This window comes from Aliiroseovarius crassostreae (genome assembly GCF_025137635.1).
Taxonomy (GTDB): Bacteria; Pseudomonadota; Alphaproteobacteria; order Rhodobacterales; family Rhodobacteraceae; genus Aliiroseovarius; species Aliiroseovarius crassostreae.
In genome coordinates, this window is record NZ_CP080772.1 from 446,429 (window position 1) to 465,342 (window position 18,914).

At 61.4% G+C, this 18,914-nt stretch carries 14 protein-coding genes; 6 read left to right on the top strand and 8 right to left on the bottom strand.

Annotation, left to right across the window (positions count from 1 at the left end; genetic code table 11):
- Genes K3J57_RS02190 through xdhA form a run of 5 tightly spaced genes read right to left on the bottom strand, consistent with a single transcriptional unit; the run spans nucleotide 1 to nucleotide 7,204 of the window.
- On the bottom strand, nucleotides 1–1,083 hold the full coding sequence (locus tag K3J57_RS02190) for an ABC transporter permease (protein WP_173485220.1): 1,083 nt from the start codon (nucleotides 1,081–1,083) through the stop codon (nucleotides 1–3).
- Complete coding sequence (locus tag K3J57_RS02195) at nucleotides 1,080–2,618, bottom strand: ABC transporter ATP-binding protein (RefSeq protein ID WP_259776617.1); 1,539 nt, start codon at nucleotides 2,616–2,618, stop codon at nucleotides 1,080–1,082. Before K3J57_RS02195 ends, K3J57_RS02190 begins: the two co-directional genes overlap by 4 nt.
- The gene (gene xdhC, locus K3J57_RS02200; RefSeq protein WP_259793749.1) at nucleotides 2,578–3,573 is read right to left on the bottom strand and encodes a xanthine dehydrogenase accessory protein XdhC; all 996 of its coding nucleotides are present in this window, start codon (nucleotides 3,571–3,573) and stop codon (nucleotides 2,578–2,580) included. The genes K3J57_RS02195 and xdhC overlap by 41 nt, the downstream gene beginning before the upstream one ends.
- Nucleotides 3,570–5,843, bottom strand: a complete 2,274-nt coding sequence (gene xdhB, locus K3J57_RS02205) for a xanthine dehydrogenase molybdopterin binding subunit (RefSeq protein ID WP_259796888.1) — start codon at nucleotides 5,841–5,843, stop codon at nucleotides 3,570–3,572. Before xdhB ends, xdhC begins: the two co-directional genes overlap by 4 nt.
- On the bottom strand, nucleotides 5,840–7,204 hold the full coding sequence (gene xdhA, locus K3J57_RS02210; RefSeq protein ID WP_259796890.1) for a xanthine dehydrogenase small subunit: 1,365 nt from the start codon (nucleotides 7,202–7,204) through the stop codon (nucleotides 5,840–5,842). The genes xdhB and xdhA overlap by 4 nt, the downstream gene beginning before the upstream one ends.
- Nucleotides 7,205–7,382: 178 nt before the next feature.
- Here xdhA and K3J57_RS02215 point away from each other — a divergent pair, with 178 nt between their 5' ends.
- Both K3J57_RS02215 and dnaE read left to right on the top strand, forming a co-directional pair.
- Entirely contained in the window at nucleotides 7,383–7,745 is a 363-nt protein-coding gene (locus tag K3J57_RS02215; RefSeq protein ID WP_259796892.1) for a VOC family protein, read from the top strand.
- A 36-nt stretch (nucleotides 7,746–7,781) separates the two neighbouring features.
- The gene (gene dnaE, locus K3J57_RS02220) at nucleotides 7,782–11,303 is read left to right on the top strand and encodes a DNA polymerase III subunit alpha (protein ID WP_259796894.1); all 3,522 of its coding nucleotides are present in this window, start codon (nucleotides 7,782–7,784) and stop codon (nucleotides 11,301–11,303) included.
- A gap of 107 nt (nucleotides 11,304–11,410) precedes the next feature.
- Here dnaE and K3J57_RS02225 read toward each other — a convergent pair whose 3' ends face one another.
- A complete protein-coding gene (locus tag K3J57_RS02225) occupies nucleotides 11,411–11,620 on the bottom strand; it encodes a SlyX family protein (protein WP_055188226.1) in 210 nt (69 codons plus the stop codon).
- Nucleotides 11,621–11,797: 177 nt separating this feature from the next.
- Between K3J57_RS02225 and hisS the strand changes: the two genes are divergently transcribed.
- Genes hisS through hisG form a run of 3 tightly spaced genes read left to right on the top strand, consistent with a single transcriptional unit; the run spans nucleotide 11,798 to nucleotide 15,067 of the window.
- Nucleotides 11,798–13,285, top strand: a complete 1,488-nt coding sequence (gene hisS, locus K3J57_RS02230; protein WP_259796899.1) for a histidine--tRNA ligase — start codon at nucleotides 11,798–11,800, stop codon at nucleotides 13,283–13,285.
- Complete coding sequence (locus tag K3J57_RS02235) at nucleotides 13,278–14,372, top strand: ATP phosphoribosyltransferase regulatory subunit (RefSeq protein ID WP_259796903.1); 1,095 nt, start codon at nucleotides 13,278–13,280, stop codon at nucleotides 14,370–14,372. Before hisS ends, K3J57_RS02235 begins: the two co-directional genes overlap by 8 nt.
- Complete coding sequence (gene hisG / locus K3J57_RS02240) at nucleotides 14,369–15,067, top strand: ATP phosphoribosyltransferase (RefSeq protein WP_259786185.1); 699 nt, start codon at nucleotides 14,369–14,371, stop codon at nucleotides 15,065–15,067. The genes K3J57_RS02235 and hisG overlap by 4 nt, the downstream gene beginning before the upstream one ends.
- A 258-nt stretch (nucleotides 15,068–15,325) precedes the next feature.
- Here the strand turns inward: hisG and trpS are convergent, their stop codons facing one another.
- Complete coding sequence (gene trpS / locus K3J57_RS02245; RefSeq protein ID WP_259786187.1) at nucleotides 15,326–16,351, bottom strand: tryptophan--tRNA ligase; 1,026 nt, start codon at nucleotides 16,349–16,351, stop codon at nucleotides 15,326–15,328.
- A 105-nt stretch (nucleotides 16,352–16,456) separates the two neighbouring features.
- Between trpS and K3J57_RS02250 the strand changes: the two genes are divergently transcribed.
- Nucleotides 16,457–17,191 (top strand): rhomboid family intramembrane serine protease, encoded by a 735-nt coding sequence (locus K3J57_RS02250; RefSeq protein WP_311196494.1) that lies wholly within the window; start codon nucleotides 16,457–16,459, stop codon nucleotides 17,189–17,191.
- 117 nt (nucleotides 17,192–17,308) lie between these two features.
- Here K3J57_RS02250 and murJ read toward each other — a convergent pair whose 3' ends face one another.
- Nucleotides 17,309–18,853: a murein biosynthesis integral membrane protein MurJ gene (gene murJ / locus K3J57_RS02255; protein ID WP_259796906.1), complete on the bottom strand. Its 1,545-nt coding sequence runs from the start codon at nucleotides 18,851–18,853 to the stop codon at nucleotides 17,309–17,311.
- Between the last annotated feature and the right edge of the window lie 61 nt (nucleotides 18,854–18,914).

The window sequence follows — 18,914 nt, forward strand, 5'->3', positions numbered from 1 at the left end:
TTACACGGGTTTTGCCGCAAAACGGATGCGGTAATTGGTCAACATGTCCATCGCCAGCAGGAAGAACATCAACATCCCCTGAAACATCTGGATCGCAGCCGCCGGCAGGCCCAGCATCAGTTGAGCCAGCTCACCGCCAATATAGGTCAGCGCCATCAAAAGCCCGGCCAGCAGAATGCCAATCGGGTTCAGCCGGCCCAGAAAGGCCACGATGATTGCGGTGAACCCGTAGCCTGAATTGAAATCAATCGAGATCTGGCCCGCAGGTCCCGACACTTCGAACAACCCGGCCATCCCCGCAAGTGCCCCGGAAATGCCCAGGCAGAACAGCACCAGCCGGGTGGGGTTCACACCGGCAAAACGGGCGGCACGGGGGGCTTCTCCGGTCAGGCGCACCTGGAAACCCAGCATATGGCGGGTCAACAGCACATAGGCAAAGATCACCGCGATAAAGGCAAAGACCACCCCCCAATGCATGCCCGTGTTTGCGATCAGTTCGGCATTATGGGCGGCCGGAAAATCGCGGAAATTGCGCGAGCCGGGAAAGCCCATTCCGTCCGGGTTTTGCAACAGCCCCTGTGATACGGACGCAAGCAGCGCCTCGGCCACATAGACCAGCATCAGCGACACCAGGATCTCATTCGTGCCAAACCGCACCTTCAAAAAGCCGGGGATCATCGCCCAGGCCCAACCTCCCAGCGCGCCCGCAAGGACCATGGCCGGGAAAATCAACGGGTTGGTGGTGGGGTAAAAGGCAAGCCCCACACCGGCGCCGCAGATGGCCCCGATGATATATTGCCCTTCGGCGCCAATGTTCCAGACACCCGCGCGAAAGCCCAGCGACAGCCCGATCGCAATCAGGATCAGCGGGGCGGCTTTCACCAGCAGCTGGGGGCGTGAATAGGGCCCGAAAGTTTCGTGAAACAACGGATCCCAGAAAATCGTGCGAATGCTCTCCAACGGGTCCTTGCCCAGCATCCAGAACATCAGCCCCCCGGCGAGCATCGTCGCCACAACGGCCAGAACAGGTGTCAATGTGGCCCAGGCCCGCGACGGCGAGGGGCGTTTTTCCAAACGGATCATGCGGCGGTCTCCTCTTCACCGTTTTCTTCCCCGCCGCCCATCATCAGGCCGATGGTTTCAACGGTCAGCCCTTTGGTTGGCACCGGCTCCGCCAGTTTGCCTTCGTAAAGGGCGGTGAACCGGTCCGAGATTTCCAACAATTCGTCCAGGTCCTGACTGATCACGATCACAGCCGCGCCCTGCGCTGCAAGATCCAGAAGCGACTGGCGGATGGCCGCCGCTGCGGATGCATCCACGCCCCAGGTTGGCTGGTTCACCACCAGAACCTCGGGCTTTTGCAGCACCTCGCGGCCAATCACGAATTTCTGCAAATTGCCGCCGGACAGGGAGCGGGCGGCATTTTCCGGGCCGGGGGTGCGCACGTCAAAGGCCTTGATCACGTCGCGGGCAAAGGTTTCGGTCTTGCCCCAGCGCAGGAACCCCCGCTTGGTCAGGCGTTGACGCACGGCTGCGGTCAGCAGGGCGTTTTCGGTCAGGCTCATGTCAGGCGCGGCGGAATGGCCAAGGCGCTCCTCCGGTGCGGACAGAACCGCCAGGGCGCGGCGCTCATTCGGGCGCAGATTGGCAATGCAGGTGCCCTTGAGGCGCACCTCACCATGAGACAGCCACGCCTCACCGGACAAGGCCGACAGGAATTCGTCCTGCCCGTTGCCAGCAACGCCGCCAATGCCCACAACCTCGCCTGCCCGCACGGTCAACGAAATGTTCTTGAGGTCGGTGCCAAAGGCGGTGTGGGATTTCAGGCTGACCTGATCCATTTCCAACACCACCTCTCCCGGCTCCGAGGGCTCTCGTTCCGGGACATGCAGACTGGTCCCCACCATCATCTCAGCCAGTTCACGTGCGGATTTCCTGCGCGGATCACAGGTGTCGACCACCTGACCATGGCGCAGGATCGTGGCATGTTCACACAGGGCGCGAATTTCCTCGAGCTTGTGTGAAATATACAGGATCGCGGTGCCTTCTGCGGTCAGTTTGCGCAGGGTTTTGAAAAGGATTTCAACCTCTTGCGGGGTCAGGACCGAGGTGGGTTCGTCCATGATCAACAGTTTCGGATCCTGCAGAAGGCAGCGGATAATCTCGACGCGCTGCCGTTCCCCGGCCGAAAGCTCCCCAACAATGCGCTTGGGATCAAGCGGCAGGCCATAAGCCTCGCTCACTTGTCGGATCTGTGAGGTCAATTCACGCGGCTTGGGCGGGTTGTCCATGCCAAGGGCGATATTTTCCGCCACCGTCAGCGCGTCAAACAGCGAGAAATGCTGAAACACCATCGCCACGCCTGAAGCGCGCGCCGCGGCGGGGGTGTGGGGGGCAAAAACCTGCCCCTTCAGGCGCATCTCGCCGCTGTCCGGTTTCACCAGCCCATAGATCATCTTGACCAGGGTCGACTTTCCAGCGCCGTTTTCGCCCAGAAGGGCATGGACCTCTCCCGGCAGAATGGAAAAGGACACATCGTCATTGGCCTTGACGCCCGGATAGGCTTTGCTCAGCCCCTCAAGCGTCAACAGCGCGTCCTGCGCGCGCATCTCCTCCATCGGTCGGTATCCCCCTGTTCTGAAACCCGTTTTGGTTCGTCTTATCAACCGCGCCTTTCATTAGCGCGGTCGCCACCCCAATCGCAATGGCCTGCGGGTGTTTGCCGAGGCCCGGATCGCCGATCGGGCAGGTTATTTGATTGATTTGTCCGTTTCCATGGCCAAGGTCCCGCAGCCGGGCCCGAAATCGCGCCCATTTGGTGGCTGATCCGATCAGCCCAAGCCCGCCATGGCCGTGCAGGAGAATCGCATGACAAAGGTCGAGGTCGAGCTGATGCGAATAGGTCAGCACCAGATGCTGCGCGTGTTGCGGAGCGTAGCGAACCAGCTCATTTGGGGCAGTGGCTGGCAGTGCCGTGACCCCGTCCGGGATCTGTTCCGGGAACCGCTCCGGTCCCGTGTCCACCCATGTGATCACAAAATCAGGCACGGGGGCGAGCGTGTTTATCAAAGCGCGGCCCACGTGACCCGCTCCGTAAATCCACAGTGGTTGGCGGGTGGCCGTGATCGGTTCGATCATCCACCCCTGCACCAGCCGGGCCGTGGGCAACACACCGCGGTCGCGCGCCTGCTGCAGGGCACGATGCACTGCAAGTGGCGGGTCTTTTTCATCAAGGCTGCGTGCGTAAACACTCTTATTCTTCAATGATTTGATCTTCTCAAGATCGAAGCATTCGCTGAGCAGGCTTACCGCCCCTCCGCAGCATTGCCCAAGGGCCGGACCAAGCGGGTAGCGGTCAAATGCGCGGCCCCCCTTCAACAACTGGCGGGCCTTTCGGGCCGCGCGCCATTCCAGCTCTCCGCCGCCAATGGTGCCTGATTGACCCTCTGCCCAGACCAGCATCGCTGCCCCGACGTCGCGCGGGGCGGAACCTTTCACCTCTGCCACCACCACCCGCACCACGGGGCCGTGATCACAAATGGCGCGTTCAAGGGTGGGGAGGTCGAAACTCATGACTGCACCCGTCCGATTGCGCCCAGCACCTCTTCGGCTGTGGCGGGTGCGTTCAGGTCATGAAACCCCGTGCCGCAGGCCGCAACCGCGTCTGCCAGCGCCAGCCAAGCCGAAATGCCCAGCATGAAGGGGGGCTCTCCCACGGCTTTGGAACGGCCCACCGTGTCTTCGGGGTTCGGTTCATGCCAGAGATCCACGGTGAACTGGCGAGGCCGGTCGGAACTGGCGGGGATCTTGTAGGTTGAGGGGGCGTGGGTGCGCAGCCGACCGGTGTCGTCCCAGACCAGTTCTTCGGTGGTCAGCCAGCCCGCACCCTGCACATAGGCCCCTTCGACCTGGCCGATGTCCAATGCGGGGTTCAGGCTGTTTCCGGTGTCGTGGATGATGTCCGCGCGCAGGATCCTGTTTTCGCCGGTGAGGGTGTCAATCACCACTTCGCTCAGCGCCACTCCGTGCGAAAAGTAGAGAAAGGGGCGTCCGCGCCCGGCGGTGCGATCCCAGCTGATCCTGGGGGTTTTGTAAAACCCGGTGGCAGACAGGCTGACCCGGGCAAGATAGGCCATCTGGGCGGCCTCGGCGAAGGATAATGGCACGCGTCCGGCGGCCTGCACCCGCCCCTCGGTGAACACCACATCCCCCGGGGCCACCGACCAGTATGTGGCGAGGTGGGCGCTGATCCTGTCACGGATGGTCAGGCAGGCCGCGCGCACGGCCATCCCGTTCAGGTCCGACCCGCTTGAGGCCGCCGTGGCCGAGGTGTTGGGGACTTTGGCCGTGTCCGTGGCGGTGATCCTGATCGCGGACAGATCCACCGCAAAGACCGAAGCCGCCACCTGCGCCACTTTCTGAAACAGCCCTTGCCCCATCTCGGTGCCGCCGTGATTGAGGTGAACAGAGCCGTCCTGATAGACATGGACAAGCGCGCCAGCCTGGTTGAGATGGGTCAGGGTGAAGCTGATCCCGAACTTGACCGGCACAAAGGCCAGCCCCTTTTTCAAAACGGGGTTTCGGGCGTTGAACGCGTCGATGTCGGCGCGCCGCGTCGCATATTCCGCGCGTTCAAGAAGCGCCTCGGTCATCGCCGGAATGTGAAAGCCTTCGATCTCCTGCCCGTAATGGGTTGTCTGTCCGTCGGCGTAGAAATTCACCTGCCGGACGGCGATCGGGTCAAGCCCCCTTGTGCGGGCGACATGGTCCAGGATCCGCTCAATCCCCAGCACGCCCTGCGGTCCGCCAAAGCCACGAAAGGCGGTGGCGGATTGGGTGTGCGTTTTCAGGCGGTGGCTGGTGATTTCCACGTTTTCAAGGTGATAGGCGTTGTCTGTATGCAGCATGGCGCGGTCGGCCACGGGCAGCGACAGGTCCTGCGCCCAGCCGCAGCGCGCCATCTGCGTGATCTCAAGCCCGAGGATCTTACCCGTCTCATCCACGCCCACGCGATAAGCAATGCGGAAGTCATGCCGCTTGCCGGTGATCATCATGTCATCGTCGCGGTCATAGCGCATCTTGCAGGGGCGACCGGTCTGGCGTGCGGCAATCGCACAGGCCACGGCAAGCGCATTGCCCTGGCTTTCCTTGCCGCCAAATCCGCCGCCCATACGCCGGGTTTCGACCCGCGCCGCATGCATGGGCAGGCCAATTGCATGGGCCACTTTGTGCTGGATTTCGCTTGGATGCTGGGTTGAGCTGTGCACCAGCATGTCACCATCTTCACCGGGAAGGGCAAGGGCGGCCTGACCTTCAAGATAGAAATGCTCCTGCCCGCCCATCTCGAAGCGACCTTCGATGATGTGGGGGGCGTGTTTCAGGGCCAGGCTGGTGTCGCCGCGCGACCAGATCACCGGGCCCTCTTCGAACCGGCTATCAGCCTCCAGCGCCTGATCAATGGTCAGGATGGCGGGCAGGGGATCAATGTCGATCTGTCCAAGACGCGCCGCCTTGCGGGCGTTCAGATGGCTGTCGGCGATGACAAGAAAGATCGGTTGGCCGAGGTAAAACACCTCATCCACCGCCAGCAGGGGCTCGTCATGGATCGAAGGCGAGACGTCATTTTCAAAGGGCAGATCGTCAGCGGTCAGCACCGCGACCACACCCGGCGCGGCGCGCACGGCGGCAAGATCCATCGCGGTGATCTTGCCGCGGGCCACGTCAGACAGGCTGAAACAAAGATGCAATGTGCCGCTGGGCGTCGGGATGTCATCCACGTAACGCGCAGCCCCGGTCACATGCAGATGGGCCGCGTCATGCGGGAGCGGTTTTCCGATGCTCATGACGTCACCTCCAGCACATTGGCGGCGGTGCCGTTTTCCTCTTCGAAATAGCGGATCAGCATGTTCTGGGCGGTTTTCAGGCGATATTCTGCACTGGCGCGCATGTCCGTCAGAGGCGTGAAATCCTGTGCAAAAGCGGGCAGGGCGGCGGTGATGGTGGCACGAGAGAAGGGCTTGCCCATCAAGGCCTGTTCCACCGCTTTCGCTCGTTTTGGCGTGGCTGCCATGCCGCCAAAGGCAATACGGGCGCCGGTGATCTCTCCGCCTTCCACGGTCAGGTTGAACGCGCCCAATACGGCGGAAATATCCTGATCAAACCGTTTTGAAAGCTTGTAGACCCGCAGTCCCCGCGCGTGGCGGGGCAGGGAGATGGCCTCGACAAACTCGCTTGGTGCGCGGTCCTGTTGGCCATAGGCGATGAAGAAATCTTCCAGCGGGAGGGTGCGCCGGGTGCCCCCCTTGTTCAGGGTCAATTCCGCGCCGACCGCAATCAGCGGTGGGGGGCAGTCGCCAATGGGGGATCCGTTGGCGATGTTTCCGCCCAGCGTGGCCACGTTGCGCACCTGTTTCGAAGCAAACCGGCACAACATCTCGGCGAAATGCGGGTGGTGGTCCGCCAGCAGTTGTCGGGTGCGTTCGATGGTCACACCCGAGCCGATGCGGATCTCGTCCTCACCCACATGGATATTGTGCAACTCCTTCACGCCGCCCAGAAAAATCACCGGGTCCAGATCCCGAAGCCCCTTGGTGGCCCAAAGGCCCACATCGCTGGCCCCGGCAATCAGGGTGGCGTCGGGACGGGCGGTGCAGGCCGCTTGCAATTCAGCCAGGCTGCCCGGGCGCTGGGTGTCATGGGTGGGATCCGGCAGGCAGATATTCGGCACGCCAAACCCCTCGGGGACGGGGTCCTGCCACGCTTTTTCCGCCGCGCGAATGATCGGTGCATAGCCGGTGCAGCGGCACAGGTTGCCCGCCAGCACGTCGTCGTGATTTCGATCCCCGGTCAGGTGAGAGGTGGCCAGGGACATCACGATCCCCGGCGTGCAGAACCCGCATTGCGACCCGTGTTCCTCGATCATCGCCTGTTGCACCGGGTGAAGCTGCTGCTCACGGGCGACCCCTTCGACAGTGGTAAGCGATTTGCCGTCCAGTTGCCCCATGAAAAGGATGCAGGCATTCACGGCGCGCGCACCTTCCTCGTCGGCCAGCATTACCGTGCAGGCGCCACAATCCCCTTCGTTGCACCCTTCCTTGGTGCCGGTCAGCCCACGCGTTTCACGCAGCCAGTCCAGCGCGGTTTGCGCCGGCTTCACGCCCGACACATGCACACTCTCTCCGTTCAGAAGAAAGGTGATATCCATGGAATAATCCCGCCGCCTTACCCTGTTGTGGTCCCGTTTTGCGCGCCCTCGATGCGGCGTAGATTGCGCGCGGGAAAGTATTGTTAACAAGGTAAGCGCAGAAAAATTGATCTGGCAAGAGATTCTTGTGGCTTATTGTATGCTATGGTATACATTTATGCATATGCCAAGGGATTTCATGATGTTGACCGCTCTACACCACGTCCAACTTGCGATGCCGAAAGGGCAGGAGGGACAGGCCCGTCGCTTCTATACCGACCTTCTTGGGCTGCCAGAGCGGCCCAAACCCGCACGTCTTTCCGGGCGGGGCGGCGTGTGGTTTGAAATTGGCACGCTGCGATTGCACCTTGGGGTCGAGGAAGGTTTTCAGCCTGCCCGCAAAGCGCATCCCGCCTTGCTATGCAGCGATCTTGATGCACTTGCCGCACGTCTGGAACAGGCGCAGATCCCCGTGAGGCGGGACCACGATCTGCCGGGGTTTCGCCGTTTCTACACCACTGACCCGTTTGGCAACCGGATTGAAATTCTGGAAGCAATCTGACTTTCGTTAACCGGGCGGGGCGGCTAGGGTTGCGGGATGAGTGATATGCCCCGATTCATCCACCTCCGCACCCATACGCAATACTCGCTTCTCGAAGGCGCCGTTCCGGTCAAGAAACTGCCCGGACTTTGCGCCGATATGGGGATGCCTGCCGTTGCCGTGACCGATACGAACAATATGTTCGCCGCGCTGGAGTTTTCCGAAACCGCGGCAGGCGCGGGCATCCAGCCGATCATCGGCTGTCAGGTAGATGTCTGTTATGACCCGCCCGCGCCGGGGGAAAAACCCCGTGCCCCGGCGCCTGTTGTGCTTTTGGCGCAGAATGAAGGCGGGTATGAGAACCTGATGAAGCTCAATTCATGCCTCTATGTGGACAAGCATGATGACCTGCCGCAGGTGCAGCTGGCTGAACTGGAGGCGCATTGCGAAGGGCTGATCTGTCTGACCGGTGGGGCTGAGGGCCCGGTGGGTCAGCTTTTGCAGATGGGCAACCGTGACAAGGCCGAGGTGCTGATGACCCGCCTGCATCGCGCCTTCGGGGATCGCCTTTATGTCGAACTGCAACGCCATCCCGGAGAAGGAGGGCAGCCCACCGCGGGGGAGCGGGCCACCGAACGGGGGTTCGTTGAAATGGCCTATGCGATGGGCATCCCGCTGGTGGCCACCAATGATGTCTTCTTTCCCAAGACCGATCTTTACGAAGCGCATGATGCGCTGATCTGCATCAAGGAAGGGGCCTATGTGGATCAGGCCGAGGGCCGCCGCCGTCTGACGCCGCAGCACTATTTCAAAAGCCCGCAGGAAATGGTTACGCTTTTTGCGGATCTGCCTGAAGCTGTTGAAAACACGGTGGAAATCGCCCGCCGCTGCGCGTTCAAGGCCTATAAGCGCGCGCCGATCCTGCCGCGCTTTGCCGACGACGAGGTGGCCGAACTGCGCCGCATCGCCAATGAGGGGCTGCAAAAACGGCTGGCGGTGATCCCGCACGCGGTCAGTGTTGAGGAATACCAGAAACGGCTGGATTTTGAGCTGGGCATCATCGAAGGCATGGGCTTTCCCGGCTACTTCCTGATCGTGGCGGACTTTATCCAATGGGGCAAGGATCACGGCATTCCGGTGGGGCCGGGGCGGGGGTCCGGTGCAGGCAGCCTCGTGGCCTATGCGCTCACCATCACCGACCTTGATCCGCTGCGCTATAGCTTGCTGTTTGAACGGTTCCTGAACCCCGAACGGGTGTCGATGCCGGACTTCGATATCGATTTTTGCATGGATCGCCGGGAAGAGGTGATCAAATACGTGCAGGAGAAATATGGCCGCGACAAGGTGGGCCAGATCATCACCTTCGGTGCGCTTCTGTCCAAGGCCGCCGTGCGTGACGTGGGGCGCGTGTTGCAGATGCCTTACGGGCAGGTGGACCGCCTGTCGAAACTGATCCCTGTTGAGGGCGTAAAGCCCGTGTCGATCAAGGAAGCGATCGAACAGGAACCGCGTCTGCGCGAAGAGGCACGGTCTGAAGAGGTGGTGCAGCGCCTGTTGGATTATGGCCAGCAGGTTGAGGGGCTCTTGCGAAATGCCTCGACCCACGCCGCCGGTGTGGTGATTGGTGACCGGCCGCTGGACGCGCTGGTGCCGCTTTACCAGGACCCCCGCTCCGACATGCCAGCGACCCAGTTCAACATGAAATGGGTCGAACAGGCCGGGCTGGTGAAGTTCGACTTTCTGGGCCTCAAGACCCTGACGGTCATTCAAAACGCGGTGGACCTCATTAAAGGGCAGGGGCGCGACATTCATATCGGTCCGGATGGCACGCAGCTTTATGATCCGCCGGAAGGTGCGGTGAATGAGATCAACGCCATCCCGCTGGATGACAAGGCAACCTACAAGCTCTACGCCTCGGCCAAAACGGTTGCGGTGTTCCAGGTGGAAAGCTCGGGCATGATGGATGCGCTCCGGCGCATGAAACCCACCTGTATCGAGGATATCGTGGCGCTGGTGGCGCTTTACCGCCCAGGCCCGATGGAGAACATCCCGACCTATTGTGAGGTCAAGAACGGGCTGAAGGAGATCGAGAGTGTCCACCCGCTGATTGACCATATTCTTGAGGAAACTCAGGGCATTATCGTTTATCAGGAACAGGTGATGCAGATTGCCCAGGTGATGGCGGGCTATTCGCTTGGCGGCGCCGACCTGCTGCGCCGCGCCATGGGTAAGAAGATCAAGGAGGCGATGGACGCCGAGCGGCCCAAGTTCGAAAAGGGGGCTGCCGAAAACGGGGTCCCCGCCAAGAAGGCGTCCGAGGTTTTTGACCTTCTCGAAAAATTCGCCAATTACGGCTTCAACAAATCCCACGCCGCGGCCTATGCGGTGGTGAGTTACCAGACCGGCTGGCTCAAGGCGAACCACCCGGTTGAGTTCATGGCGGGCGTCATGAACTGCGATATCCACCTGACCGACAAGCTGTCGATCTATGCCGAAGAGGTGCGCCGGGGGCTGGATATCGAGATCATTCCGCCCTGCGTGAACCGCTCTGTTGCGACCTTCAGTGTGAAAGATGGCGCGGTTGTCTATGCGCTGGGCGCGCTCAAGAATGTCGGGGTCGAGGCGATGCAGCTGGTGGTCGAAGGGCGCAAGGTCGACGGTGTCGATAAGCCTTTTGCCACGCTTTATGATTTCGCCCGCCGGGTGGATCTGAAAAAGGTCGGCAAACGCCCGATGGAGATGCTGGCGCGGGCGGGCGCTTTTGACCAGATCGACCCGAACCGCCGCCGGGTGTTTGACGTTCTGGACGCGCTTGTGGCCTATTCCGGTGCGGTGCATGAACAGCGGGCCTCCAATCAGGTGTCGCTGTTTGGCGAAGCCGGCGAGGACCTGCCGGAGCCGAAAATGCCGCCGGTGAATGACTGGTTGCCGAATGAGCGGCTGGCGGAAGAACATAAGGCCATTGGATTTTACCTGTCCGGGCACCCGCTGGATGACTACCTGCCTGCCTTGAAGCGCAAGGGGGTGATGACACTTCAGGAATTGCGCGAGAAGGCCGAACGCAACGGCGCGGTGGTGGGCAAGGTGGCGGTGATTGTCGGCGGATTGCAGCAACGCAAATCCGGGCGGGGCAATCCGTTTTTCCGCATGAACATCTCTGACCCGACGGAACAGGTGTCGGGCATGGCGCTGTTTGCCGATGATTTCGAAGCCTGCCGCAAGGTGTTTGATGAGACCCTGCAGGTGGTGATGACGTTGGAAGGACGGTTTAACGACGGACAGTTCGACCCGATCGCACGCTCGGTCGCGCCGATTGAAGCGGTGGTGGCGGATGCGGGCGGCATGGCGCTGAAAGTGTATCTGGACGAGCCGGGCGCGGTGGCGATGGTCGCCAACCTGCTGAACGAAGCGGCGGAGACCGCCAGGAATGTGCGCCCCGGCGAGGTGAGCCTGTGCCTGCTGGACCCGACCCTGCCCGGAGAGGTCGAGATGACCATTGGCCGGTCCTATCCGCTGAACCCGCAGATCAAGGGGGCGCTGAAGTCACTGGATGGTGTGGTGGATGTGGAAGAGGTGTAGCTGCCGCGCCTGATTGCCCTTTCGGGCGCTCAGGCTTGGCGGTGGCCTCGCTTCGCTCGGCGGCCTCCGGCGGGGATATTTGTCGCAAGAGGAAGAGGGGAGGCCGCTTAATAATGTGGCGGGCGTTCGTCGCCCAGGATTACGCCGCCAGTGCCGCCCGCTTCGCGCTGGGCTTCTCGCTCCATCAGCATCTGCACCCGATGGGTCATTTGGGCCAGTTCGATATCCTGACGGGCAATGACATCCGACAGCTCTTCGACCTGTTTGGTCAGATGGGCGACGGTTTCTTCCAGATGGGTGAGGCGATCTTGTGACATGAGGTCGGGATATCGGGTTTTGCGCCTGCTTCCTAGCCCGAAAACAGCGTGGCGCGGGAAACGCGGCCCTTACATGTGAAGATTGCGTAAAACATGGGGCTTTCCGTGCCGCTTGCCTTGCCCCAACGCCCCCCATCGGCTAGACCGCCCGCGTAAGCAAACAATGGGACCAAAGCGATGGCCAAGCAAAAGAAACAGCCCCGCCCCAAGGCAGAGACGCCCAAGGGGTTTCGTGATTACTTCGGCACCGAGGTGACACGGCGCAAACATATGCTGGATCAGATTGCGGCTGTCTATCATCGCTATGGGTTTGATGCGCTGGAAAGCTCCGCCGTGGAAACGGTTGAGGCGCTGGGTAAATTCCTGCCGGACGTGGACCGTCCGAATGAAGGTGTGTTTGCCTGGCAGGAGTTTGACGAGAAGGGGAACGGGGATTGGATGGCGCTGCGCTATGATCTGACCGCTCCGCTCGCGCGGGTCTATGCACAGCATCGCAATGACCTGCCCACCCCTTATCGCCGCTATGCGATGGGGCCTGTGTGGCGCAATGAAAAGCCAGGGCCGGGGCGGTTTCGCCAGTTTTATCAATGTGATGCGGATACGGTTGGCACCTCGTCCATGGCGGCAGATGCCGAGATCTGCGCGATGCTGGCGGACACTTTGGAAACCGTCGGCATTCCGCGCGGCGATTATCTGGTGCGGGTGAACAACCGCAAGGTCATGAACGGTGTGCTTGAGGTGATGGGGGTCGAAGATGGCCCCGTGCGCGAAGCCGTTCTGCGCACCATCGACAAGTTCGACAAAGTGGGTGAAAGCGGCGTGCGTGAACTGCTTGGCAAGGGCCGTTTGGATGCCTCGGGCGCCTATATTGATGGGGTCGGGCTGGAGCCGGAAAACGCGGAACCCGTGATTGCCTTCCTGACCTCGAAAGGCGCCGACGCTGCGGAAACGCTCGCAAACCTGCGCGCGGCCGTGGGCGACAGTGCCATTGGGGCCGAGGGCATTGCCGAACTGGAACAGATTGCAGAGCTTCTGGTTGCACAGGGCTATGGCCCCGACCGGATCGAGATTGACCCTTCGGTCGTGCGCGGCCTTGGCTATTACACCGGCCCGGTGTTCGAGGCGGAACTGACCTTTGAAATCCTCGACGAGAAGGGCCGCAAACGCCAGTTTGGGTCCGTGGCCGGGGGCGGGCGTTACGACGACCTCGTCGCGCGTTTCACCGGGCAAAAGGTGCCCGCCGTGGGCGTGTCGATTGGCGTCGACCGTCTGCTCGCCGCGCTGGAGGCGAAAGGTCGCCTGACCAATGACGGGCAGGGGCCGGTGGTTGTGACCGTGATGGATAAAACCCGTCTCGCGGATTATCAGGCGATGGTTGGAGAGCTGCGTCAGGCGGGCATCCGTGCTGAGGTCTATCTGGGCAATCCGAAAAACTTCGGCAACCAGTTGAAATATGCCGACAAGCGCAACTCGCCAGTTGCGGTCATCGCCGGCAGTGATGAATTTGAGGCGGGCAAGATCCAGATCAAGGATCTGGTTCTGGGGGCCAAAATCGCCGAAAGCGCCACGCTTGAGGAATGGAAGGAACGCCCGAGCCAGTTCGAATGCACGCGCGCCGATATGGTTGCCAAAGTGCGCGAAATCCTTGAGGCCGACAATGGATAAAGCCCTGATCAGAGCCGAAGCCGCCCGCCTGCTGGATGTGTTCGAAGGCAAGGGCGCACAGGTGATCGAAGCAGACATCCTGCAGCCCGCCGAAATCCTGCTTGACCTTTATGGCGAAGACATCCGCGCGCGCGCCTATGTGACCCATGATCCGGTCCGCGGCGAGGTGATGATGCGCCCGGACTTTACCGTGCCTGTGGTGCAGATGCATATGGCCGAGGGGGCGGAACCGGCCCGCTATGCCTATATGGGGGAAGTGTTTCGCGCTCAGGATGACATCACCAACCGTACCTCCGAACAGTTCCAGGTCGGCTATGAGGTGTTTGATCGCGAGGCCCCCGCTGAGGCGGATGCTGAAGTGTTTGCAATCATGCAGGACGTGCTGGCGCCGCTGAACCTGCGTGCGGCCACCGGGGATCTGGGGTTGCTGCTGGCTGCGGTGCGGGGGTTGAAGACCACCGACCGGCGCAAGGCCGCCCTTGAACGTCACATCTGGCGTCCCCGCCGTTTCCGCGCGCTTCTGGATCGTTTCGCGGGGCGTGCCCCAATGCCCGAAGGCCGAGCGGCCCTTCTGGCCAGAGAGCATCCGATGGATGTGGATGCCCCTCAGATCGGGTTGCGCTCACAGTCCGAGATCGCAGCCCGTGTCGATACGTTGCGCGAAGATGCCCAGGCGGCGCCGATCTCCGCAGGCGAGGTTGAGCTGCTGGATGATCTGCTGGCCCTTCGCGAAACCACATCCAACGTATTGGAGCATCTGCGGGACATTGCCGTCGACATGCCTGCCATCGCCCCGGCTGTCGACCGGATGGAGCTGCGCTGTGAGGCGTTGGTAAAGCGCGGGGTGGATGTTGACCGCCTCGATTTCGAAGGCAGCTATGGCCGCACCTCGATGGAATATTACGACGGGTTCGTCTTTGGCTTTTATGCCGAGGCCCGCCCCGACCTGCAGCCGGTGGCCACCGGGGGGCGCTATGATGCGTTGACCCGTGTGCTGGGGCATCAGAACGGGGAACGCCGCGACATTCCCGCCGTGGGTGGCGTGATCCGCCCGGAACTGTCCCTTTTGCTGGGAGCCGCATCATGAGTGTGAAACTGGGAGTGCCCTCAAAAGGGCGCTTGATGGAAAAGACCTTTGACTGGTTCGGCAGCCGGGGCATCGAGCTTGCCCGCACCGGGTCAGACCGCGAATATGCGGCCGCGGTGCGTGGCATTGACGGCATTGAACTGGTGCTGCTGTCCGCCGGTGAAATCCCTCGCGAACTGGCCGCCGGGCGCATTCATCTGGGCGTGACCGGGACCGATCTGGTGCGTGAAAAACTGCCCAGCTGGGCCGATAAGGTGACCGAGCTCGCTCCGATGGGGTTTGGCCATGCGGATCTGATCATCGCGGTGCCCAAATGCTGGGTGGATGTGAACACGCTGGATGATCTGGATGCGGTGGCGGCGCAGTTTCGCGCCAATCACGGCTTCCGCCTGCGGATCGCCACGAAATATCACCGCCTGATCCGCGATCACCTGCGCGACCACGGCGTGGCGGATTATCAACTGGTCGACAGCCAGGGGGCAACCGAAGGCACGGTGAAAAACGAAACCTCCGAAGCGGTGGCCGACATCACCTCAACCGGCGAAACCCTGCGCGCCAATCACCTGAAAATCCTCGGCGATGGTCCGGTGCACAAAAGCCAGGCCACGTTGTTCAAGTCGCGAAAAGCCCTCTGGGACGAACAGGATCGGGCCACGCTCAAGACCCTGACCAGCAAGCTGGGCATCAATGGCTAAACCGGCGACACACGCAAAACGCCCTTCCGAAATGGGCAGATCTTGTAAAGGCGGCCAGTTACCGGGCCGCCTTTTTTCTGACCACCTGTTTCCCGAAATCCGCTTTGCCAAAGCTGTCTTGCCCCAGGCCGCGCCACGCGGGCACACGGATCACCACCAGATGCGACGCCACCCCCACATATAAGAAGGACGCGGAAATCCCGCGCCCTCTTCCTCTTGCCAAAAATATCCCGGGGGCCGCGCCCCCGGCCTGACCATTTACCGTTTGCGCGAGCGCAGGAACCCGGTGATGTCATAGGCTTTCTCAAGGATCGGCTGGGCAATCGCCTCGGCCTTATCCGCGCCTTCGCCAAGAATGCGGTCGATCTCCCCCTTGTCATTCATCAGCCGCGCCATTTCAGCCGAAATCGGAGCAAGCTTTTCGACCGCCAGATCGGCCAATGCAGGTTTGAAACGGCCCCAGCCAGCCCCGGCGAACTCTGAAATCACCGCTTCCGGGCTTGCATCCGACAGGCTTGCATAAATCTCGACCAGGTTGCGGGCCTCGGGGCGGTCCTTCAATCCGTCCAGCGTATCCGGCAGCGGTTCCGGGTCGGTCTTGGCCTTCTTGAACTTCTTCGCAATCGTGTCCGCATCATCGGTCATGTTGATGCGCTCCATGTCACTTTCACCGGATTTCGACATTTTCTTCGATCCGTCCCGCAGGTTCATCACCCGTGTTGCTGGACCATCAATGATCGGTTCGGGCGAGGGGAAGAACTCCCCGGCCTTGAAGTCATGGTTGAATTTCTGCGCAATATCGCGTGTCAGCTCCACATGCTGCTTCTGGTCCTCACCCACCGGCACATGGGTGGCGTGATAAAGCAGAATATCCGCCGCCATCAGTGACGGGTATGCATACAAGCCAAGTGAGACCTTCTCGGCATTCTTGCCCGCCTTGTCCTTGAACTGGGTCATCCGGTTCATCCAGCCCACCCGCGCCACGCAGTTGAAAAGCCAGGCCAGCTCTGCATGGGCCGAAACCTGCGACTGGTTGAACAGGATCGACTGGGTCGGATCAATGCCCGCCGCCAGATAGCCCGCGGCCACCTCGCGGGTGGCATCGGTCAGTTCTGCCGGATCCTGCCAGACGGTGATCGCATGCAAATCCACCACACAATAGATGGTTTCATATGCCTGCCCCTGCATGTCGACGAACCGTTTGATCGCGCCAAGGTAATTGCCCAGCGTCAGACCGCCCGATGGTTTGATGCCCGAGAAAACGCGCGGCGTATGTGTGGTCATGAGGGTGCTCCGTTTGAAGGATCTGGATTTTCCGTGCCCCCTCGCTTACCCATGCTCCAGGGCCACGTCAAGAAGCCCCCCTTTGTGTAGCACCGATCAAGGCAGATGAGCATGAATGCGACCCCGAAGAGAACCGACGAGACGCGCGATCCCCCCCATGATACCCCTCCTGGCCCCGCAGTAAATCCGCTGCCCCCCGTGGTGATTGCCCTGACCGTCTTCATGATCGGGATCGAAATCCTGTTTGCCGCAGGCAGTTCCGGTCTCATCGGCGGTCCCGAGGCACTTGGCTGGCGTATTTCTGCAATCGAAGATTGGGGCTTTCGCGCGCCCCTGTTCAGTTGGATGCTCGAACGTGGCGATTTCCCGCTGCGCGATCTTGCCCGCTTCGTGACCTACCCGTTCCTGCATCTCAGTTTTCAGCACCTCCTGTTTGTGCTGGTCTTCCTGCTGGCGCTTGGGAAAATGGTGGGTGAGGTCTTCTCGGCCCCCGCTTTCCTTGCCGTCTTCTTTGGATCCTCTGTTGCGGGCGCGCTTGCCTATTGGGCGGTGTGGGACAGCGCCATTGTGCTTTATGGCGGCTACCCCGCAGTCTACGGCCTGATCGGGGCCTATACTTTCCTGATCTGGACCAGGCTCGCCCTCACCGGCGGCAATCAGATACAGGCGTTCAGCCTGATTGGCTTTCTCCTGGGGATCCAGCTCATCTTTGGCCTTCTGTTTGGCGGCGGCATTGACTGGGTGGCAGAGCTTGGCGGTTTCTTTGCTGGTTTCGGCCTGTCGTTTCTCGTTAGCCCCGGTGGCTGGCGGCGCGTGTTGATGCGCCTGAGGCAGCGGTAATCCGCCCCCCTTTTTTTCTTGTTAAAAATATCCTGGGGTGAGGGCGAAGCCCGAGGGGCAACGCCCCTTACCCGCGCCCCTTATCCGCCTTGGGATCCTTGACCCTGCTTGAGCCTGTCAGCCGCCGCGCCGGAAGGCCGCTTTCAGCTCGTGTGGGTAAAACGCGCCCAGCATACGTCCGAAAAGGAAGTAGCTGACCATCCCAATCGCAATCAGCACAAGCAAGGCAAGATACCGCCAGCCGGGCGCAGCAAGGGCAGGGCCGAGCACAAGGCAAGACGTCCAGAGCACGCCCCCCATGGCAATCGCGGCAAAGCCAATACGCCAGATCCGGCGGCGAAAACGGGCGTCAAACCGGGCGACCTCACCAAAACGCCGTCCGCCCAGCATCAAAAGCACCGCCATGAACCAGCCGGCAATCGTGGTGGCAATCGCCGGGGCAACCCAGCCAAGCACCGGGGCCAGTCCGATGGCCAGCACCGCGTTTACCCCCATCGACCATAGCGCATAGCGAAAGGGGGTTCGGGTGTCCTCGCGGGCATAAAACAGCGGTTGCAGGAATTTCTGCAATACAAAGGCGGGAAGGCCCAGCCCGTAGACTGCCACAGCCATCGCAATGGCCGCCGTGTCATCCGCACCGGTCTGTCCGCGCTCAAACAGGACGGAAACAAGCGGCAGGGGCATGACAATCAGCGCCACGGCGGCCGGAATGGTCAGGGCGAGAGAGATCTCACCTGCCCGCGAAAAGGCGGCCCGCGCCCCGTCCTGATCATCGGCTTTCAGGCGCCGGGCAAGATCCGGCAACAGCACGATCCCCACTGCAATCCCCACCACACCAAGGGGCAGCTGGTAAAGCCGGTCCGCGGCGTAAAGCCAGCCCACGGCCTTTTCGAAATTCGACGCCACCTGCTGCCCAACCAGAAGATTGATCTGCATCACCCCCCCGGAGAGCGCCGCAGGGATGGCCACCACAACCAGTTTTTTCATTTCCGGTGTCCAGCGCGGGCGACCGGGCCTGATCGAAATCCCGGCGCGGGCTGTTGCCACCCAGACGATGGCCAGCTGCACGATGCCTGCCACCGGCACCATCCAGACCACCCACCAGATCACCTCTCCGCCCAGAAGCGACCCGGCAAGCATCGCCCCGATCACCAGGATGTTCAGAAAGACCGGCGCGGCGGCCGCGGCGGCAAAACGCCCGGTGGCATTGAGCACACCGGAGCACAGCGCCGCGAGCGAGATGAACAGGATATAGGGGAACATCACCCGGCCATAGCCAACCGTCAGGTCGAAACTCTCGGTTCCGGCAAACCCACCGGCAACCGCCCAGACCAGCGCAGGCATGAACAACAGCGCAAGCCCGGTGAGCAGCATCAGCACAAACAAAAGCCCGCTCATCGCCTGCGAGGCAAATCCGCCCGGATCATCGTCCGCTTCGTAGCGTTTGGAAAACATCGGCACGAAGGCTGCGTTAAATGCGCCTTCGGCAAAGAAACGGCGAAACATGTTGGGCAGTCGAAACGCGGCGACAAAAGCATCAAGCACCGGGCCGGGGCCGATATAAGCCAGCAGGAATACCTCGCGCACAAGGCCCAGAACGCGGCTCATCAGGGTCCAGAACCCGACGGTCAGAACCCCGGAGATCAATCGGATCGGTTTCATTCCAGTTTCATGCCTGTCTTCATGCCCGCCTTGATGCCCAGTTTTAGGCCCGGTTTCATGC

Excerpts from the sequence above, each read along its gene's own strand:
- murJ (WP_259796906.1), bottom strand. The coding sequence starts at position 18,853 with ATGAAACCGATCCGATTGATCTCCGGGGTTCTGACCGTCGGGTTCTGG.
- dnaE (WP_259796894.1), top strand. The coding sequence starts at position 7,782 with ATGAGTGATATGCCCCGATTCATCCACCTCCGCACCCATACGCAATAC.
- xdhC (WP_259793749.1), bottom strand. The coding sequence starts at position 3,573 with ATGAGTTTCGACCTCCCCACCCTTGAACGCGCCATTTGTGATCACGGC.
- hisS (WP_259796899.1), top strand. The coding sequence starts at position 11,798 with ATGGCCAAGCAAAAGAAACAGCCCCGCCCCAAGGCAGAGACGCCCAAG.
- K3J57_RS02250 (WP_311196494.1), top strand. The coding sequence starts at position 16,457 with ATGAGCATGAATGCGACCCCGAAGAGAACCGACGAGACGCGCGATCCC.
- K3J57_RS02215 (WP_259796892.1), top strand. The coding sequence starts at position 7,383 with ATGATGTTGACCGCTCTACACCACGTCCAACTTGCGATGCCGAAAGGG.
- K3J57_RS02235 (WP_259796903.1), top strand. The coding sequence starts at position 13,278 with ATGGATAAAGCCCTGATCAGAGCCGAAGCCGCCCGCCTGCTGGATGTG.
- xdhB (WP_259796888.1), bottom strand. The coding sequence starts at position 5,843 with ATGAGCATCGGAAAACCGCTCCCGCATGACGCGGCCCATCTGCATGTG.
- K3J57_RS02225 (WP_055188226.1), bottom strand. The coding sequence starts at position 11,620 with ATGTCACAAGATCGCCTCACCCATCTGGAAGAAACCGTCGCCCATCTG.
- hisG (WP_259786185.1), top strand. The coding sequence starts at position 14,369 with ATGAGTGTGAAACTGGGAGTGCCCTCAAAAGGGCGCTTGATGGAAAAG.
- K3J57_RS02195 (WP_259776617.1), bottom strand. The coding sequence starts at position 2,618 with ATGGAGGAGATGCGCGCGCAGGACGCGCTGTTGACGCTTGAGGGGCTG.
- trpS (WP_259786187.1), bottom strand. The coding sequence starts at position 16,351 with ATGACCACACATACGCCGCGCGTTTTCTCGGGCATCAAACCATCGGGC.
- K3J57_RS02190 (WP_173485220.1), bottom strand. The coding sequence starts at position 1,083 with ATGATCCGTTTGGAAAAACGCCCCTCGCCGTCGCGGGCCTGGGCCACA.
- xdhA (WP_259796890.1), bottom strand. The coding sequence starts at position 7,204 with ATGGATATCACCTTTCTTCTGAACGGAGAGAGTGTGCATGTGTCGGGC.